The organism is Nocardiopsis sp. EMB25 (assembly GCF_026797795.1).
Lineage (GTDB): Bacteria > Actinomycetota > Actinomycetes > Streptosporangiales > Streptosporangiaceae > Nocardiopsis > Nocardiopsis lucentensis.
The window spans coordinates 5,229,470-5,246,474 of sequence record NZ_JAMTDN010000001.1; the positions used below are offsets into that span (position 1 = coordinate 5,229,470).

At 71.6% G+C, this 17,005-nt stretch carries 14 protein-coding genes, 1 tRNA gene and 1 pseudogene; 8 read left to right on the forward strand and 8 right to left on the reverse strand.

The genetic code is table 11. The features are described 5' to 3' along the window. Positions 1-63: 63 nt before the first annotated feature. A pseudogene (locus KIK06_RS23100) lies at positions 64-653 on the forward strand (tyrosine-type recombinase/integrase); the annotation flags it as partial. A gap of 277 nt (positions 654-930) precedes the next feature. Here KIK06_RS23100 and KIK06_RS23105 read toward each other — a convergent pair. From KIK06_RS23105 to KIK06_RS23115, 3 genes are all read right to left on the reverse strand, one after another. Continuing rightward, positions 931-1,006: transfer RNA gene (locus KIK06_RS23105), tRNA-Arg, on the reverse strand. Positions 1,007-1,146: 140 nt separating this feature from the next. Further along, on the reverse strand, positions 1,147-2,037 hold the full coding sequence (locus tag KIK06_RS23110; RefSeq protein WP_268645062.1) for a hypothetical protein: 891 nt from the start codon (positions 2,035-2,037) through the stop codon (positions 1,147-1,149). 307 nt (positions 2,038-2,344) lie between these two features. Then, positions 2,345-3,601, reverse strand: coding sequence for an aspartate aminotransferase family protein (locus KIK06_RS23115; RefSeq protein WP_017599103.1), 1,257 nt, complete (start codon positions 3,599-3,601; stop codon positions 2,345-2,347). Positions 3,602-3,760: 159 nt separating this feature from the next. Here KIK06_RS23115 and KIK06_RS23120 point away from each other — a divergent pair, with 159 nt between their 5' ends. After that, the gene (locus KIK06_RS23120) at positions 3,761-5,224 is read left to right on the forward strand and encodes an NAD-dependent succinate-semialdehyde dehydrogenase (RefSeq protein WP_268645063.1); all 1,464 of its coding nucleotides are present in this window, start codon (positions 3,761-3,763) and stop codon (positions 5,222-5,224) included. A gap of 164 nt (positions 5,225-5,388) precedes the next feature. Here the strand turns inward: KIK06_RS23120 and KIK06_RS23125 are convergent, their stop codons facing one another. The 4 genes from KIK06_RS23125 to KIK06_RS23140 form a co-directional block, all read right to left on the reverse strand. Then, a complete protein-coding gene (locus KIK06_RS23125) occupies positions 5,389-6,066 on the reverse strand; it encodes a GntR family transcriptional regulator (protein ID WP_268645064.1) in 678 nt (225 codons plus the stop codon). A 49-nt stretch (positions 6,067-6,115) separates the two neighbouring features. After that, complete coding sequence (locus tag KIK06_RS23130; RefSeq protein ID WP_268645065.1) at positions 6,116-6,865, reverse strand: maleate cis-trans isomerase family protein; 750 nt, start codon at positions 6,863-6,865, stop codon at positions 6,116-6,118. A gap of 29 nt (positions 6,866-6,894) precedes the next feature. Beyond that, on the reverse strand, positions 6,895-7,701 hold the full coding sequence (locus KIK06_RS23135; RefSeq protein ID WP_268645066.1) for a maleate cis-trans isomerase family protein: 807 nt from the start codon (positions 7,699-7,701) through the stop codon (positions 6,895-6,897). A gap of 78 nt (positions 7,702-7,779) precedes the next feature. Next, positions 7,780-8,262, reverse strand: a complete 483-nt coding sequence (locus tag KIK06_RS23140) for a DUF3830 family protein (protein WP_268646139.1) — start codon at positions 8,260-8,262, stop codon at positions 7,780-7,782. A 310-nt stretch (positions 8,263-8,572) separates the two neighbouring features. Here KIK06_RS23140 and KIK06_RS23145 point away from each other — a divergent pair, with 310 nt between their 5' ends. The 4 genes from KIK06_RS23145 (at position 8,573) to KIK06_RS23160 (ending at position 12,387) form a co-directional block, all read left to right on the forward strand. Then, a complete protein-coding gene (locus KIK06_RS23145; RefSeq protein ID WP_268645067.1) occupies positions 8,573-9,592 on the forward strand; it encodes a D-2-hydroxyacid dehydrogenase in 1,020 nt (339 codons plus the stop codon). 35 nt (positions 9,593-9,627) lie between these two features. After that, positions 9,628-11,133 carry an amidase gene (locus KIK06_RS23150; RefSeq protein ID WP_268645068.1) on the forward strand — a complete coding sequence of 502 codons (1,506 nt, stop codon included), beginning with the start codon at positions 9,628-9,630 and terminating at the stop codon, positions 11,131-11,133. Positions 11,134-11,311: 178 nt separating this feature from the next. Continuing rightward, positions 11,312-11,983 (forward strand): response regulator, encoded by a 672-nt coding sequence (locus KIK06_RS23155; RefSeq protein WP_017599113.1) that lies wholly within the window; start codon positions 11,312-11,314, stop codon positions 11,981-11,983. 44 nt (positions 11,984-12,027) lie between these two features. Next, a complete protein-coding gene (locus KIK06_RS23160) occupies positions 12,028-12,387 on the forward strand; it encodes a VOC family protein (RefSeq protein ID WP_026127704.1) in 360 nt (119 codons plus the stop codon). A gap of 271 nt (positions 12,388-12,658) precedes the next feature. Here KIK06_RS23160 and KIK06_RS23165 read toward each other — a convergent pair whose 3' ends face one another. Then, positions 12,659-14,407, reverse strand: a complete 1,749-nt coding sequence (locus KIK06_RS23165) for a sensor histidine kinase (protein WP_268645069.1) — start codon at positions 14,405-14,407, stop codon at positions 12,659-12,661. Between the two features lie 324 nt (positions 14,408-14,731). Between KIK06_RS23165 and KIK06_RS23170 the strand changes: the two genes are divergently transcribed. Next, positions 14,732-15,670 (forward strand): hypothetical protein, encoded by a 939-nt coding sequence (locus KIK06_RS23170; RefSeq protein WP_268645070.1) that lies wholly within the window; start codon positions 14,732-14,734, stop codon positions 15,668-15,670. Between the two features lie 349 nt (positions 15,671-16,019). Continuing rightward, positions 16,020-17,003, forward strand: a complete 984-nt coding sequence (locus KIK06_RS23175; RefSeq protein WP_268645071.1) for a hypothetical protein — start codon at positions 16,020-16,022, stop codon at positions 17,001-17,003. The last annotated feature ends 2 nt before the right edge of the window (positions 17,004-17,005 follow it).

Genomic DNA, 17,005 nt, shown 5'->3' on the forward strand with positions numbered 1-17,005 from the left:
AAGGAAGAGGGAGGTCGGGCACTGGGCGCGTCGCAGACACGGATGGTGCACTCCGTCTTGTCCATGGTGCTGGACTGGTGCGTTCCTCGGCGGTTGGCCACCAACCCCGCGAAGGGCGTCCCGCTTCCGAAGCTTCCGCCGAGTGATCACGTGTACCTGACCTACGAACAGGTCGAGGCGCTCGCGACGGCGGCAGGAGGGTTGCGCACCAAGTACGGCAAGCCGACCGCTACGGCCGGAGTGAACCGCGTCCTGATCCTCCTACTCGCCTACACGGGTCTGCGCTGGGGTGAGGCGTCGGCGCTGCGGGTCAAGAACGTCGATCTTGACCGGCGCCGTATCCAGGTCGCCACGGCGTTCAACGAAGTCGACGGCGAACTGTACGAGGACACCCCGAAGACGGGGGAGCGGCGGACGGTCCCCTTCTCCGTTCCCTCGTCGAGGAACTCCGACCGCTCGTGGTCGGGCGGGCCCCGGACGCGCTCGTGTTCCGCACCTCGCGTGGGAAGCCCATCCGTATTCGCAACTGGCGGAACCGTGAGTTCTACAAGGCACGGAAGGACGCGGGGCTCGACGGGACCGGACTCACGATCCACAAGCTCCGCCACACGGCCGCGTCGCTGTCGATCGCTGGCGGGGCGGACGTGTACGTGGTCCAACGGATGCTCGGTCACGCCAAACCGTCGATGACGCTCGACACCTACGGGCATCTGTGGCCGGACCGACTCGACGAGGTCGCCGACGTGATCGACGTCCGCCGCGTCGAGGCGATGAACAGGGCGCTGGATCAGGCGGCCTGAGTGTGCACCGCCCCCAGGGCATGTGTACTAAATGCGTACTAGCGGCTCTCGGCATCCTCGCAGGGAAGCGCAAAAAAGACGAAGCCCCACCTGTTTGACCAGGTAGGGCTCCATCTCCACTGTCTCACGGTGGCGCACTCGGGAGGACTCGAACCCCCAACCTTCTGATCCGTAGTCAGATGCTCTATCCATTGAGCTACGAGTGCAGGTCTTCAGTTGTGTGTCGCCCGGTTGGCCTTGCCTCCCTGGCGACGTCTCCGACTCTATCACGGTGTCGGGAGGGCTTCGTGCACTTTTCTGGTGTGACCCGGGACATGGGGTGCGCGGCGTCGCTCCCGGCCTGGACTCAACCCCGCCCGCCCGGCTCCGCGCTGAGCAACCGTCCCGCCGCGAGCGCCCGGTCGATCAGCTCGTCCCGGGCCTCCTTGGCGGCCCGCGCGCTCAACGCCTCGTCCCGGAGCAGGCCAGCGCTCGCGCCCTCCTCCGCGGACACCCGCGCGCTGAGTTCGGAGATCCGCTCCTCACGGGCCTCGGCGCGCTCGATCTGCTCCCACTCGGTGTGCGCCCGCAGGGCCTCCCCGACAGCGGCACCGTACTCCCGGATCGGGTCTACCTGGGCGGACAGCTGTTCGTAGGCCGCCTCCTGCCGCTCGTTCTGCCGTGCCAGCAGGGCGCGCACCCGGTCCGACGCGGCATCGGCGGTCTCCTTCCCGTGCTCCGCCCGCAGCCGCTGGTACCGGTACAGGGCCGACGCGATCCGCCACTCCTCGGCGCGCAGCACCCCCAGCGGCTGTTCGGCGTCGAACGACTCACCCATGACCTTTCCCGCCGCCCACAGCGTGTTGATCGTCTTCTGCACGTCGGCGAGTAGGTCCGAGCCGCGCGCGTCGAAGTCCGCCGGAACCAGGTAGCGGTGCGCGTGGGCCGCGGCCAGGCGGTCGTTCCGACTCCAACCGAAGGCCACCCACAGGGCAACCGCGGTGTAGACCACCGTGGGGGTGTACCACACGAGGACAGAGGACGGCCACGGCCCCGCGGGGACGGACATCCAGCTGACGAGCGTCACGGGCAACACCGACAGACTGAACCAGATCCATCCCCGACGAGCCCCGTTTCCGCGGAGCCGGGCGGGCAGCGACGTACGCGGGGTCATGCGGATCGCGGCGATCCCGCCGACGGCCACCACGACCGCGTGGACGAGCAGTCCCACGAGGTACCAGCCGGTCATCTCCAGCATGAGCCATACGTTCCCCAGCAGCCAGGCGAGGTTGAGCGGCGACGGCGATGCCGCCCACGAGCAGCCTTCCCCGGTGCCCCGACCAGGGGCGGGCGGTGTCCGTCTCGCGGAGGAGAGAGGACGGGTTCGCCCGCAGGCGGGCGGTGACGTCCGGAGGCAGTTCGGGATCGAACACCGGGCGGACGCCGTTGCTCATCGTGCTGTGGATTCTTCCGCGCCGTCCCATACGCACCGCCTCGCCTCGGGGTGGAGCCGCACCGGCGTCCACCCCTGAGACGGGCGGCAGCGTGTTCCGGTTGCGTCCCGGTCAGCCCCGGGCCGCCTCCTCCACGGAGGCCGCCCACAGGGAGACCGCGGTGTCGACCTGCTCTCCGTTGACCACCAGCGGCGGGATCATCCGGACGACGTTCCCCGCCGGGCCGCAGGTGAGGAGGAGGAGTCCGTTCCCGGCGGCGGCCTGCTGGGCGCGCAGGGCCGTGGCCCCGTCGGGCGACCCGTCGGGCGCGGTGAACTCGTTGGCCAGCATCAGGCCGCGTCCGCGCACGTCACCGATCACCGGGTGGGCCCCGGCGACCTTCTCCAGGCCCTGCCGCAGCCGCTCGCCCATCCGCGCCGAGTTCTCCACCAGGCCCTCCTCCTGGATCACGTCCAGGGTGGCGATCGCCGCCGCGCACGCCACCGCGTTGCCGCCGTACGTGCCGCCCTGAGACCCCGGCCACGCCTTGGCCATGATCGACTCCGGCGCCGCGATCGCCGACAGCGGGAAGCCGCTCGCCAGCCCCTTGGCGGTGATGACGATGTCCGGGCGCACCCCCGAGGGCTCGTGGCCCCAGAAGGTGCCGGTCCGGCCGAAACCGGTCTGCACCTCGTCCAGGACCAGGAGGAACCCGTGCTGGTCGGCGCGTTCGCGCAGCCCCCGGAGGAAGGAGTCAGGTACGGGCACGTAGCCCCCCTCGCCCAGCACCGGCTCGATGAACACCGCCGCGGTGTCCTTCGGCGAACTCACCGTGGTCAGCTGGTAGTCGAACTCCCGCAGCGCGTGGGCGACCGCGTCCTCCTCGGCCATCCCCAGGCGGTAGGCGTACGGGAACGGGCTGACCACGACCCCGGGCACGAGAGGGCCGATCCCCGCCCGGATCTTCACGCCGGAGGTGGTCAGCGACGCCGCGCCCATCGTCCGTCCGTGGAAGGACCCCTGGAACACGATCGCGTTCTGCCGCCCGGTCGCCTGCCGCGCCAGTCGCAGCGCCGCCTCCACGGCCTCGCTGCCGGAGTTGACGTAGAACAGCCGGTCGACGCCCTCCGGGAGGACGTCTCCGAGCCGCTCGGTGAGCCTCAGCAGCGGCCGGTGCATCACGGTGGTGTACTGGCCGTGGATGAGCGTGGCGACCTGCTCCTGGGCTGCGGCGACCACCCTGGGGTGGCAGTGGCCGGTGCTGGTGACGCCGATGCCCGCGGTGAAGTCGAGGTAGCGGCGGTCGTCCTCGTCGTAGAGGTAGGCGCCCTCACCCCGTGCCGCGAGAACGGGGGTCGCCTGCTTGAGGATCGGGGAGAGCTCCGCCATGCGCTGTCTCACTTCCGTGGTTGCGTGTTCTGTAGGATTGTTGACAATCGACGGTGCTATGGAAACATCCGTGTCGGGCGGTGTCCAGAGGGCTCACGCCGGGCAGTTCTGACCGCGGGTGGCCCACCCGGGGCAGTGCGTGACTGGAGAGTGGGGAACATGTCGGATCAGGAAGCACGGGTCGTCGCACAGGTGGACAAGCGGCTCTTCCTCGGAGGGCAGTGGCGTGACGCCGCGTCCGGGGCGACCTACACGGTCGAGGACCCCTCCACGGGGGAGACGCTGTGCGAGGTCGCCGACGCGGGCAAGGAGGACGCCCTCGTCGCCCTCGACGTGGCGCACCGGACCCAGCGGGAGTGGGCCGCGGTCGCTCCCCGCGCCCGTGGCGAGATCCTGCACCGGGGCTACGAGCTCCTGATGGAGCGGCAGGAGGACCTGGCCGTCCTCATGACCCTGGAGATGGGCAAACCCCTGCCCGAGGCGCGCGGCGAGATCGCCTACGCCGCCGAGTTCCTCCGGTGGTTCTCGGAGGAGGCCGTGCGGATCGAGGGCGGTTTCTCGACCTCACCCGACGGCAAGTCGCGCTTCCTCATCATGCGACAGCCCGTCGGTCCCTCCATGCTCATCACGCCCTGGAACTTCCCCATGGCGATGGGCACCCGCAAGATCGGACCCGCGATCGCGGCCGGGTGCACGGCGATCCTCAAGCCCGCCCACCAGACCCCCCTGTGCGCCCTCGCCCTGGCGGGCATCCTGGCCGAGGCCGGGCTGCCGGAGGGCGTCCTCAGCGTCATCCCCACCACGTCGCCCGGAGCCGTCACCGAACCCCTCCTGAGCGACGGCCGTATCCGGAAGCTCTCCTTCACCGGATCGACGGCGGTCGGGCGCAAACTCCTCGAACAGAGCGCGGGGCAGGTCCTGCGCACCTCCATGGAACTCGGCGGCAACGCGCCGTTCCTGGTCTTCGACGACGCGGATCTCGACGCCGCGGTGGACGGCGCGATGCTCGCCAAGATGCGCAACATCGGTGAGGCCTGCACCGCCGCCAACCGCATCTACGCCCAGTCCGGCGTGGCCGCCGAGTTCGCCGCGCGGCTCAGCGAGCGCATGGGCGCGCTGCGGCTGGGCCGTGGCGTGGACGAGGGCGTCCAGGTGGGGCCGCTGATCGACGACAAGGCACGCCGGAAGGTCCAGACGCTCGTGGACGACGCGGTCGGCAGGGGGGCGCGGGTGCTGGTCGGCGGCGGGGCCGCGGAGGGGCCCGGGCACTTCTACCAGCCCACCGTGCTCGCCGACGTACCCATGGACAGCGAACTCTCCTACACCGAGATCTTCGGTCCGGTCGCCCCCGTGCTCACCTTCGAGACGGAGCAGGAGGCTGTGGCCGCCGCCAACGACACCGAGTTCGGCCTGGTCAGCTACCTCTACACCCGCGACCTCAACCGGGCGTTCCGGGTCAGCGAGGCGCTGGAGGCGGGCATGGTCGGACTCAACCAGGGCATCGTCTCCAACCCCGCCGCGCCGTTCGGGGGCGTGAAGCACTCCGGCCTGGGCCGTGAGGGCGGACGTGTGGGCATCGACGAGTTCCTGGACACGAAGTACGTGGGCATCGGCGGGCTCTGACCGCCCACCCGATGTGGTTCGGGCGCCGACAGGGTTCTGCGAGACGCAGGCGAGCCGCGTGGCGAGGAACGGGCGACAGGCGCGGCCGAGGATGAAGAATCCCTGTCTCCGGGGTGCCCGGACCCGGGCCCGAGCGCGGCGAAGCCCCTAAGGAAACACCGCCGCTAGGGCTCCGTTCTCGGAGGCTCCCCGTTGATGCGCTCGACCGTGTCCACCATGTGCGACTCGATCAGCTCGAGCAGCCGCTCCTCGGCCCCGTCGACGATGGCGTCGAGGATGCGGCGGTGCTCGTCGAGGATCTCCTCGGGCTCTGGGTACACGTCCTGCATGACCGTCAGGCACATGCGGGTCTCCACCAGCAGTGTCTGCGCCATCCGCTCCAGGCGGCTGTTGCCCGCACAGCTCACGAGCGTCTGGTGGAAAGCCTGGTCGGCGTCGCTCATCGCGTTCCGGTCCCGGCTCTGGGCCGCCTCGGCCAGCCGGTCCAGCGCGGGGGTGAGGCGGGCCAGCGCCTCTCCCCGGTTCCCCCGCATGATGAGTTCGCACGCGGTGCGTTCCACCGCGAGCCTGGCCACGTAGATGTCCCGCACGTCGTCCGCGGTGAGCTCCCGCACGAACAGGCCCCTGTGCCGTTCGCTGCGCAGCAGCCCCTCCTGGACGAGCCGCTGCATGGCCTCGCGCAGCGGTCCCCGGCTCACCCCCAGCTGTCCCGCCAGTTCCGCCTCCCCGAGTTGGTCCCCTGGGGCCAGGGAGCCGTACATGATCGCCGATCTGAGCTGGTCGGCGATCAGTTCGGCGGTGGACCGCCGGGGCACGGGTCTCAGGTGACCTGGGGCGGGCATGGGCGGCATTCCTTTCGTCGGGGACACGGGGTCGGGTGTGTCGTCGAGGCTAACGGGCGGCCAGCGCGCTGGTGAACGCGGTGGCGCCGGAACGGAAGAGGGTGCCGGGGCCCGACCGGGCCGCGGTCACCCCCGCCAGCCGCAGCCCCTCCCAGATGCTCACCTGGTTGGCGGTGAGCACGGTCTTGCCGATCAGGGCCTCCATCGGCTCGATGAGGTCGGCGCTGTGCAGAGCGGTGTCCGGGACCAGGATGGCCTCGGCGCGCGGATGGTCGTTGGAGATGACGAAGTCCAGGACCTCGTCGGGGTCGAGGTCGCCGACCTCGGCGGCGGTGACGATGCCGTGGCTGGCCAGGGAGAGGACCGTGACACCGGCCTCGCCGAGGAAGTCGACGAAGCGCCGGGCGACGTCCTCCGGGTAGGTGGCGGCGATCGCGACCCGGGTCACCCTCAGCTGCCGGAGCGCGTGCACGAACGCGAACGAGGTGCTCGACGACGGCACCCCGGCGGCGTTGCGCACCCCCTGGACCTGTTTGCGGGCGCCCTCCCAACCGAAGACGAAGCTGCCGCTGGTGCACGCCCAGACGGCTGACTCCACACGCATCCGGGACAGTTCCCGCGCCCCCGTCGCCAGGACTTCCTCGCCTCCGACGTCGAGCAGGGCGTCCACCCGGTGGGCGTCCTCACGCATGAGCGTGTGCACGACGGGGAGTTCGATCTCGCCGCCGAACATGGCGGCGAACGCCGTGTAGTCGTCTTCGGCACTGTAGCCGGGGTAGAGGAATCCGACCCGGGTCATGGCGCTCCTTCGGTGGGTGTGGCCGGTGGTCACACGGCACTCGGTGCCGTGACGTCGAGCAGGCGCTGGCCCTGGGCGACGGCGTGTCTGTTGGCCTCGCGCAGCACCGCCCACATGGTCACCTGGTTGGCCGCGATGACCGGCTTGCCCAGTTCGCGTTCCAGCGGCGCGATGATGTCGTAGGTGAGGACGTTGGTGCAGCTGATGTAGACGCCCTGGGCATCGGGGTGGTCCACCGAGTGGACCGCTTGGGAGACCTCGGCGTAGGTGACCCTCCAGATGTGGCTGAGCAGGCCCAGACCCACGCTGGAGGTGACCCCGACGCCGTGCTCGCCCAGGAAGCCCAGGAGCCGGTCGGTCACGCTGTCCACGTACGGGGTGACCACGGCGATCCGGTCGAGTTCCAGTGCGCCGAGCGCCTGGACGAGCGCGCCCGAGGTCGTGACGGCCGCCGGGGCCCCGGCGTTCACCATGGTCCGGTGCAGCCCGCGTTCCCCCTCCGCGCCGTGCACGAAGCTGCCGGAGGCACAGGCGTACCCGATGGCGAGCGGTTCGGGGGCGAGGAGCGCGCGGACCGCGGGGTCGACGCTCTGCTCCATGCTCAGGGCGGCAGCCTGGTCCACCGTGACGGGGACGTGTACGTACGGCAACCGGGTGACGTGCAGTGAGACGTCGTCCGGTGTCCACCTCCAGAGCTCACGGTCGAGGGCGAAGTCGTAGGGCGCAATGACACCGACCCCCGACTGCCACGGGGTCGGCTTGGCCGCGGCCAGTTCGACGACCTCGTGCTCGGCGCCGGTGCCCTCGGCTGGTGTGGAGAATCCATCGGTCCGCATCGGTCACTCACCTCCCGGAGACGTGTTGTGTTCGTATGCGTGCGTACGGGGATGCGGGCCGACCGGACCGTGGTCCGGTCAGCGTTCGAGACGCTCGTACAGGAGGCGTTCGCCGACGCTGCCGGAGCGCCAGACGTCGTTGCAGGCCTCGGCCATGGCGGGCAGGTTCTCCACGACGGTGGCGAACACGTTGCCCGGAACCCAGCCGACGTCGCCGTTGAGCAGCAGGTTGTTGCGCCCGTAGAAGAGGGCGAGGTCGATGACGCCCGGCAGGTGCTCGATGCCCTTGTCCTCCTTGAAGGCGCGGTCGAGCATCCCGCCCTCGAAGGAGAAGTAGACGACGTCGCCGGGGATCGGGGTGACGGTGGGGTTCTCCTGTCCGGGTTCGGCCTCGGCGAACCGCGGAACCATGGTGTAGACCTCGTTGCGCGCGTACTTGGCGTGCTGGACGGCGTCTCCCTGAGGAAGCGCGTTCCAGACCGCGTCACAGGTGCGCGGCGCGTCCTTGTCCAGGAGTTCGGCCACGCAGGACACCCCGCGTTTGGCCAGCGTGATGGTCATGTACCTGGGCAACGGTGGTGTCCCTTCGACGGCGGCGCTCGTGGTCGTGGTGTTGGGGACGAAAGCGGCACAACAGGGTTGTTGATTGTCGACAATCTTATGGTTTACATGTCTCGTGCGGCAATAGGTGTGCGCGGGTTGGGTATCCCGACCCCTCTGGGGTGGTCGGGAAGCCCTGTTTCGCCGGAGAAGAGCCGATTTGTGGATTGTTGACAATCCTATGTCGGCTCCCTAGCGTTTCTCGTGCGGGGCGGACCGTCACCACCTCGGACGACACCGCTGACCACGTCGCCAAACGGAGTGCACGCCCGTGAAAAGTCCCAATGCGCCGCACCGGCCCCGACTCCTCGTCCTGCGTGGGGAGGACCTCCCGCCCGGCCACGAACGGATCGACGACCACCCCGGCCTCGGCGAGGTCGTCTACGCCACCGCCGACGAGCTGCCCGCCCGCCTGCCCGGCGCGCACGCCCTGTTGGTCTGGGACCTGTTCTCCGAGGCGCTCGCCTCCGCCTGGCCCAAGGCCGACACACTGACCTGGGTGCACGCCGCCACGACGGGGGTGGACAACCTGATCTTCCCCGGCATGGTCGACAGCGACGTCGTGCTCACCAACTCGCGCGGGATCTTCGAGCAGCCCATCGCCGAGTACGTCGTCGGCCAGGTGATCGCCTTCGCCAAGGACTTCCACCACACGTGGGACCTCCAGCGCGCGCACCGCTGGCGGCACCGGGAGACCGAACGCGTGGCGGGGCGGCGGGCCCTGGTCGTGGGCACCGGTCCGATCGGCCGGACCATCGCCCGCGGCCTCTCCGCGGTGGGGATGGAGGTCCACGCCTCCGGGAGCCGCGCGCGCTCGGGCGACCCCGACTTTCGCTCCGTGGTCGAGTCCAGCCTCGCCGACCGCGGCGCCGACGGTGCTCCCACCCTGGCCGCCGCGCTGCCCGAGGCCGACTACGTGGTCGTCGCCGCGCCGCTCACGGACGCCACCCGGGGCCTGGTCGACCGGCGCTTCCTGCAGCTGATGAAGCCGACCGCGCGCCTGCTGAACGTGGCCCGCGGGCCCATCGTCGTCCAGTCCGACCTCGTGGCCGCCCTCCGGAAGGGGCGGATCGCGGGGGCCGCCCTGGACGTGTTCGAGGACGAGCCGCTGGCGGTCGACTCCCCGCTGTGGGAACTGCCCGGATCCGTGGTCTCGCCGCACATGTCCGGGGACGTCGTCGGCTGGCGCGACGACCTCGTCGACCTGTTCCTGGACAACCTCGCCCGCTACCTCGACGGGCGCGAACTGCTCAACGTCGTCGACAAGGGCCGCGGCTACGTGCCCGGCTGATGACCCCTGACCACGGTGTGACCTGGGAGGCTGAAGTGACGATCCGTACCGATCGGACCGAGATCGACGGAAACGGTGCGGCTGCCGGCGCGAGCCGACCGTCCCCGGAGGTGCCACGCGCGCGCGGCGGCGTGCCCACCAGCCCGGCCGACCTGTCCGCCGAACAACTGCTCTCGGCCTACGCCTCCGGAGAGCTGTCCCCGGTGGAGGCGGTGGACTCGGTCCTGGAACGCATCGAGCAGGACAACCCCGCGCTCAACGCGTTCTGCCTGGTGCGGCCGGAGGAGGCGCGGGCGGCGGCGCGGGCCTCCGAGGAGCGGTGGCGGCGGGGCGAACCCGGCGGCCTCCTGGACGGGGTCCCGGCCTCGGTCAAGGACATCCACCTGACCCGCGGCTGGCCCACCCTCAGGGGATCGGTCACCACCTCCCAGGCCGGCCCGTGGGAGGAGGACTCCCCGGTGGCCGCCCGGCTGCGCGAGCAGGGCGCCGTGTTCGTCGGCAAGACGACCACGCCGGAACTCGCGTGGAAGGGGGTCACCGACAGCCCCCTCACCGGGGTCACCCGCAACCCGTGGGACCTGTCCACCACCCCCGGCGGCTCCAGCGGGGGCGCGGCCGCCGCCGTGGCGGCCGGGATGGGACCGCTCGCCACCGGAACGGACGGGGGCGGCTCCATTCGCATCCCGGCGAGCTTCAGCGGGGTCTGCGGGATCAAGCCGACGTGGGGCCTGGTCCCGCACTACCCGGCCAGCCCGTTCGGCTCCCTCGCGCACACGGGTCCGATGACCCGTACCGTCGGTGACATGGCGCTGATGCTGGAGTGCATCACCGGGCCGGACCCCCGCGACTGGGCGGCGCTGGCGCCCCCCGCGCCGGGGCTGGCCGACGTCCGCCTGCGCACGGACGCCGAGGATCTCATGCGCGGTATGCGCGTCGCCTACAGCCCCACGCTGGGCGGGCTCGACGTCGACCCGGAGGTGGCGCGGATCGTCGCGGACGCGGTGAAGGCGTTCGAGGAGATCGGCGCTCGGGTGGAGGAGGCCGATCCGGGCCTGCCGCCGTCGGCGGACGAGTTCCACGTGCTCTGGTACTCCGGCGCGGCCAAGGCGACGGAGGCGCTCACGGACCGGGAGCGCGACCTGCTCGACCCGGGGCTGCGGGAGATCGTCGAGGAGGGGCTGACCTACTCCGCGCAGGACTATCTGACCGCGATGGCTCTGCGGATGTCCATGGGGGCCCGCATGGGGCGCTTCCACACGGAGTACGACCTCCTGCTCACCCCCGCCACCCCGATCGTCGCCTTCGAGGCGGGGCTGGAGTCGCCGCCCGAGCTGTCCGGGCGCCGCTGGACGTCGTGGGCCGGGTTCAGCTACCCGTTCAACATGACGCAGCAGCCCGCCGCGAGCGTGCCGTGCGGTTTCTCCGAGGCCGGTCTGCCGGTCGGCCTCCAGATCATCGGCCCCCGGCACGCCGACGCCCGGGTCCTGGCGGCCTGCCGCGCGTTCGAGCTGGTCCGCCCCTGGGCGGACCGGAGGCCGTAGCGGCGCTTTCACCGCACGTCACCGGATCGTTCGCTCCCCGGGCCGCGTGAATCGTCCCTTTCCGGGACTTTCGCCCGGGGAGTTTCGTGCCCTAAGGCCCCTACACGGCCACTGGTAGGCGCTACCGTCTAGGTCGGAGTGGTGTCTGACCCGCGAGACGCAGGATGGGGATGGGCGGATGACGGGCGGTGGAACCGAGGGCGCTCGGGAGCGGATCAGGGTCTTCCTCGTGGACGACCACGAGGTGGTCCGGCGCGGGGTGGCGGCGCTCCTGGAGACCGAGGACGACATGACCGTGGTCGGCGAGGCGGGCACCGCCGAACAGGCGCTCTCCCGGATCCCGGTGGTCCTTCCGGACGTGGCCGTCCTCGACGTGCGGCTCCCCGGCGGATCGGGCGTCCAGGTGTGCAGGGAGATCCGTTCCGACCACCCGGAGATCGCCTGCCTCATGCTCACCTCGTTCGCGGACGAGGACGCGCTCTACGACGCGGTCATGGCGGGCGCCGCCGGGTACGTGCTCAAGCAGATCCACGGCGCGGACCTGGTCGGGGCCGTGCGGACGGTGGCCTCCGGAGGGTCGCTGCTGGACTCGGGCAGCACCGGCGCGATGCTGGAGCGCCTGCGCGGGGCCCAGACCGAACCGGACCCACTGGCCGAGTTGACGCCCCAGGAACGCCAGATCCTCGACCTCATCGGCGAGGGCATGACCAACCGGCAGATCGGGGAGCGGCTCTACCTGGCGGAGAAGACCGTCAAGAACTACGTCTCGGCGCTGCTGTCCAAACTCGACCTCAAGCGCCGTACCCAGGCCGCCGTCCTGGTCGCCGAACTCAGGGGCAGGCGTTACTGACCCGTCTCCGGGCGGCCTCGCCCCTGCCGCTAGGCTCGCTCCCCATGACCGTGGGAACCGTCGACCAGTGGGTCGTCAACGCCGCCGATCCGGCCGCCCTCGCCCGGTTCTGGGCCTTCGTCCTGGGAGGTGAGCCGGTGGAGCGTTCGGACGGGTGGGCTTACGTCGAGGGCGTCGAGGGGCGTCCGCGGCTCTCGTTCCAGCCCGACCCCGCCCCCAGGGCCGCGCCGAACCGCGTGCACCCCGACGTGCGCGTCGACGACATCCCCGCGGCCACCGAGGCGGTGGTCGGCCGGGGCGCCACCGTGGGCGGCGACGTGGTCACCGACGCGCAGGGGTCGTTCCAGGTCCTCCGCGACCCCGAGGGCAACGAGTTCTGCCTGGTGTCCCCGACCGTCGGCTGAGGCGCCCCGTCCGGCACCGCCGGGGCTCGCCGCGTGGAACGGCCGCCCTGGGGGGCACCGTTCGGGTGTCGGCGGGCTGCTGATGGAAGGGCCGAGCCGGAGGCTCTCCGTTGAGGGTGGTGGGGGCGACGAAGTGGGGGGCGCCGGAGCCGGAGGCTCTCCGTTGAGGGTGGTGGGGGCGACGAAGTGGGGGGTGCCGGAGCCGGAGGCTCTCCGTTGAGGGTGGTGGAGGGCGACGGGCGGGCCGGGAACGAACCGGAGGGCCCGCCGCTCAGAAGTCGTCCAGGGACCGGTTCTCGGTGTCGGGGACGGGCACCTTCCACGTGAGCACGGTGCCCGACGTCCGCCCACGGGCCGCGGTGAATCCCCCGCCCAGCGCCTGGGCGCGTTCGTCGAGATTGCGCAGCCCGCTGCGGCGGCCCTCCCTGGGCAGGCCGACGCCGTTGTCGGTCACCGTCAGCGTGAGCGTGGTGGGCCGCCCGGTGGTCGCCGCCGTCTCCACGACCACGGACACGTGCACCTCCGTGGCCCGCGCGTGCCGGGCCACGTTGCTCAGCCCCTCCCCGAGCACCGCGAGCAGCTGCTCACCGACCTCGTCGGGCACGGAGGCGTCGATCGGCCCGTCCAGACTCACTCCCGGGTGGCAGCCGAGGGTGTGCGCGGAGTTCTCCGCCAGGCGCAGGATGCGGCCCCGCAGCGAGGTGTCCTCGCGGCTCGGCGGGTTCTGGAGCGCGAAGATCGTCGACCGGATCTCGCGGATGGTGGAGTCCAGGTCGTCGATGGTGCGCTGGACGCGCTCCTCCGCCTCCGGAGAGTCGATCAGCCGTATGGTGCTCATCAGGGTCATCGCGGAGGCGAACAGCCGCTGGATCACCACATCGTGCAGGTCCTTGGCGATGCGGTCGCGCTCCTCCAGGACGACCAGTCGCTCGTTGTCGCCCCGGGCCTCGGCCAGCTCCAGTGCCACTCCGGCCTGCACGGAGAAGCTGTGGATCATGCGCCGTATGGTCGGGCTGAACTGCGCGCGGTCGCCCGGTTTCCCGAGGAGCAGTACCCCGCGGGTGTTGCCCGGCGTCCCCAGCGGTACCACCAGACCCGGTCCGTAACCGTGGTGGGCGAGCACGGGACAGCCCGACCGGGTCAGGTCCGGGATACTCGCGGGCTCGCCCGTCTCGAAGACGTCGCCGCACGGGGTGCCGTCGATCTCGACCGCCGCCCCCAGGATCTCCTGGGCGATGTGACCGTCCGCGATCTCGGCGAACAGGTGGCCCCGTGCACGTGAGTCGGGCAGCAGGACGACGGAGACGTCGGCGTCGCCGATCTCCCGTGCCCGCGCGGCCATGTGCTCGAGGACCTCGCTGGAGTCGGCGCCCGACAGCAACCGCGTGGTGATCTCGGTCGAGGCGGCGAGCCAGCGCTCGCGCAGCCGTGCCTCCTCGTACAGGCGCGCGTTCTCGATCGCCACGCCCGCGGCGGTCGCGAGCGCCATGACGATCGTCTCGTCCTCCTCGTCGAAGTCCCCGCCACTGGCCTTCTCCGTCAGGAACAGGTTGCCGAACACCTCGTCGCGCACCTGGATGGGGACACCGAGAAAGCTCGTCATGGGCGGGTGCCCGTCCGGGAAACCCGCGAAGTCGGGGTGGTCGCGCAGATCGGACAGGCGCAGGGGTCGGCGGTTGGCGAGGGGGACGGCCAGCACGCCCCTCCCGTGAGGGAACCGGTGGATCCGCTCGGCCTGTTCCCGGCCCATGCCCACGGGGATGAACTCGGTGAAGCCGCCGTCCTCGTCGACCACGCCCAGCCCGGCGTAGCGGGCGCCAGCCAGCTCGGCGGCGGCCTCGGTGAGGCGGCGGAGCACGGCGGCCAGGTCCAGGTCGCCCCCGATGGCCAGCACCGCCTGGAGGAGTGACCGTATCCGGCCCTGAGGGGACAGACCGGCGTCGAGCTGCGTGTGCACCTCGGTGAGCAGGTCGTCCAGTCGGGCGGGGGACGGCGGAGGGCTCTGGGGGAGCTCGGTCATGTGGTGGTCAACCTCCGCAGAGCCGGTTCGGCGGTCTCTGTAGGCAATTGCGCGTTTTCCTTGGGCGTAATAGTCGAATTGTCGTGGGTTTTTCCCCGGTGCGCCACATCCCTCCGGGGAGATGCGGGTGCCGGGGCGCAGGAATTCCTGTGGAGTCCGGGTGCCGGCCGCGCAATTCATGCTAACGTCGCGGTCAGCGGATGGCAGGAGAGTCTTCCCAGACCCTGCGACGCTCGGCCCGGAGTGCCCTGACCTCCGGTGTCGTACCCCATGCGTCCGTCCTCCCACACACGACGGACGGATCCCTCCGCGGAAGGAACACCGGTGTCTGGACTCCACGGCTTCGCGAGCGCCCCCGGCGCCCGCTCCGCCGTGCTTTCCGCGCCGGTCCGGCGGGCGCTGCTGCTCGCCGCCCTCGTCGCCGGAGTCCTGGTCGCCACCTGGTTGGTGTCGGCCGCGCCCGTCCACGCCTCGACCGGACGTCCCTCGGGAGAGGGCCCGGTCGGTCAGGCGGCACGGGACCACGGACACGGATCCGCCGAGACCGCCCAGGACCCGGCCGCGGTCGCGCCTCAGCGGGACCAGGAGCGGGACCCGGCCTCGCACGGCCCCGAAGGCGGTGGGAACGCCCCCGCCGCCTCCCAGGTCGTGCCGGCACTGGACACCCGGCCCTTGAGCGGGGCCGTCAACGGTGTGGGTGAGCGCACCTCGCAGACGGTGCGGCAGGCGTCCGACGCGGTCTCCGCGCACACCTCCGACGGCCCCGGCCGCGGGGTGGCCGAGCGGGTCCGTGAGACGGTGCGCCAGGGGCTGCCCGAGCACGCCCGTGGCCCCCGTTCCGACTCCGAGCAGGGGCGGGACGGGTCCGGCACGGACGCACCCGAGCACGCGGCCGGGGAGCTTCCCGAGGCGGACGTCAGCGTCCTCCCCGACCTCGTCGCCGACACACACGAGCACGCCCGGTCGGCGGACACCGCCGACGCGGGCGCCCCCGCCACCGACGAGGGCGCCGAGCCTTCCCGTGGCACCGAGGACGACCGCCACCGCTCCGTCATCGACTCCACGAGGTCGGTCGTGACCTCGGCGACCGGCTCGTCGTCCCCCTCCGCGCCGGGCGGGGTCTTCGGAGGCACCGCCGTGGCGGGTTACCTGCCCTCCACCACGGCTCCCGCCCCGCTTCCCGGCCTGTTCCAGGCCGCCTGGCACGTCCTGCGCTCGGCACCCGCCGACTCCGCCGACGAGCCGACCTTCTCGCCCGACTAGCGGCGTTCTCCGGTCGCTGAGCGACCCCTCCCCCTCTGGCACCTCCTTGCCCAGACCCGGGCCGTCCACCGCGGTGGACCCGGACCCGGACGCCTCTGGGGATTGACGTGAGCCGCGCACCTCCGTGGCGAGGTTCACGTCAGTCCACGGTCAGCCAGACCAGGGACTGCCCACCGGTTGATCCCCGCCGCTCCCTCCAGGCGCGACAGGCTCACCGGACAGAACGTTCGCAGGAAACGGAACGCGTTCCCCCGGCCAGGGGACACGAACCGTGGGTTGGCGGGGTCCGACACCCGCTCCGCCGCCCGCCCACACAGCCGTACACCTACGTAGTTCCGGAAGGAATCCCATGTTCAAGACCGCGCGCACCACCGCCAGGACCGCGCTGATGGCCGCCAGCACCGCGGGGTTCGTCGCCCTCGGGGCGGGGATCGCGGGGGCCGACACCCTCGGCGGTGTCACCGACGGCCTCCCCCTGGGCGACCTGGGCAGCCAGGTTCCCGCGCAGTTGACCGAGGGTGTCACCTCTCCCGTCGGCGACCTGGCCAAGGTCGAGCCGGGCACGATCTCGGCGACCCCCGAGATCGACCACCAGTCCAACCCGGTCGACACCGTCGGTGGTGTCGTGGGGGAGGGCGCTCCCGTCCACGCCCCGATCGGGGACGAGGACAACGCCGCGAACGTCGGCCCGCTGGACCTGGAGAGCGTCGAGGGCGCCGTCCCGCTGGCGAACGAGGCCGCCGCCCCGGCCTCGGGTGACCCGATCTCCGACCTGCTGGGCGGTGACGTGGTCAGCGGCCTGGTCGGCCAGGACCTGGTCGGCCAGGCGGTGACGGGCCAGAACACCGTGCCCCAGGCGGGCGGTGCCGTGGACCCTCTGTCCGGTCTGCTCGGCGGTGACCTGACGTCCCTGCTGGGCGGGGCCGGACCGCTGGAGGGCGTGGGCTCGGGCGGCACCCTGCCGCTGGCGCACCCCGTTTCCGCCTCCGAGGCGCCCGCCCTGGTCGACCAGGCGCCCGCTCTGGTCGACGAGGCGCCCGCGGCGGTTGGCGAAGTGGTGCCGATGGCCGGAACCGACACCCCCGTCTCCCTGGACCCGGGCGAGAACGCGGACCTGACCGGGGGAGCGACCACCCTGCTCCCCGCGGCCGGGCTGCCCGAGCCCACCGAGGTTCTGCCCATGGCGGCCCCCGAGGTCGCTTCCCTGACCGACCTGGCGCCCGCCGACTCCGTCGGTGGCGACCTGGTCGGTGTCGAGGGGCTGCCCCGCGTGGGCGAGCCCCAGGTCGACCCGGCGCAGGTGACCGGCCTGGTCACCGGTGACCTGGCCTGACC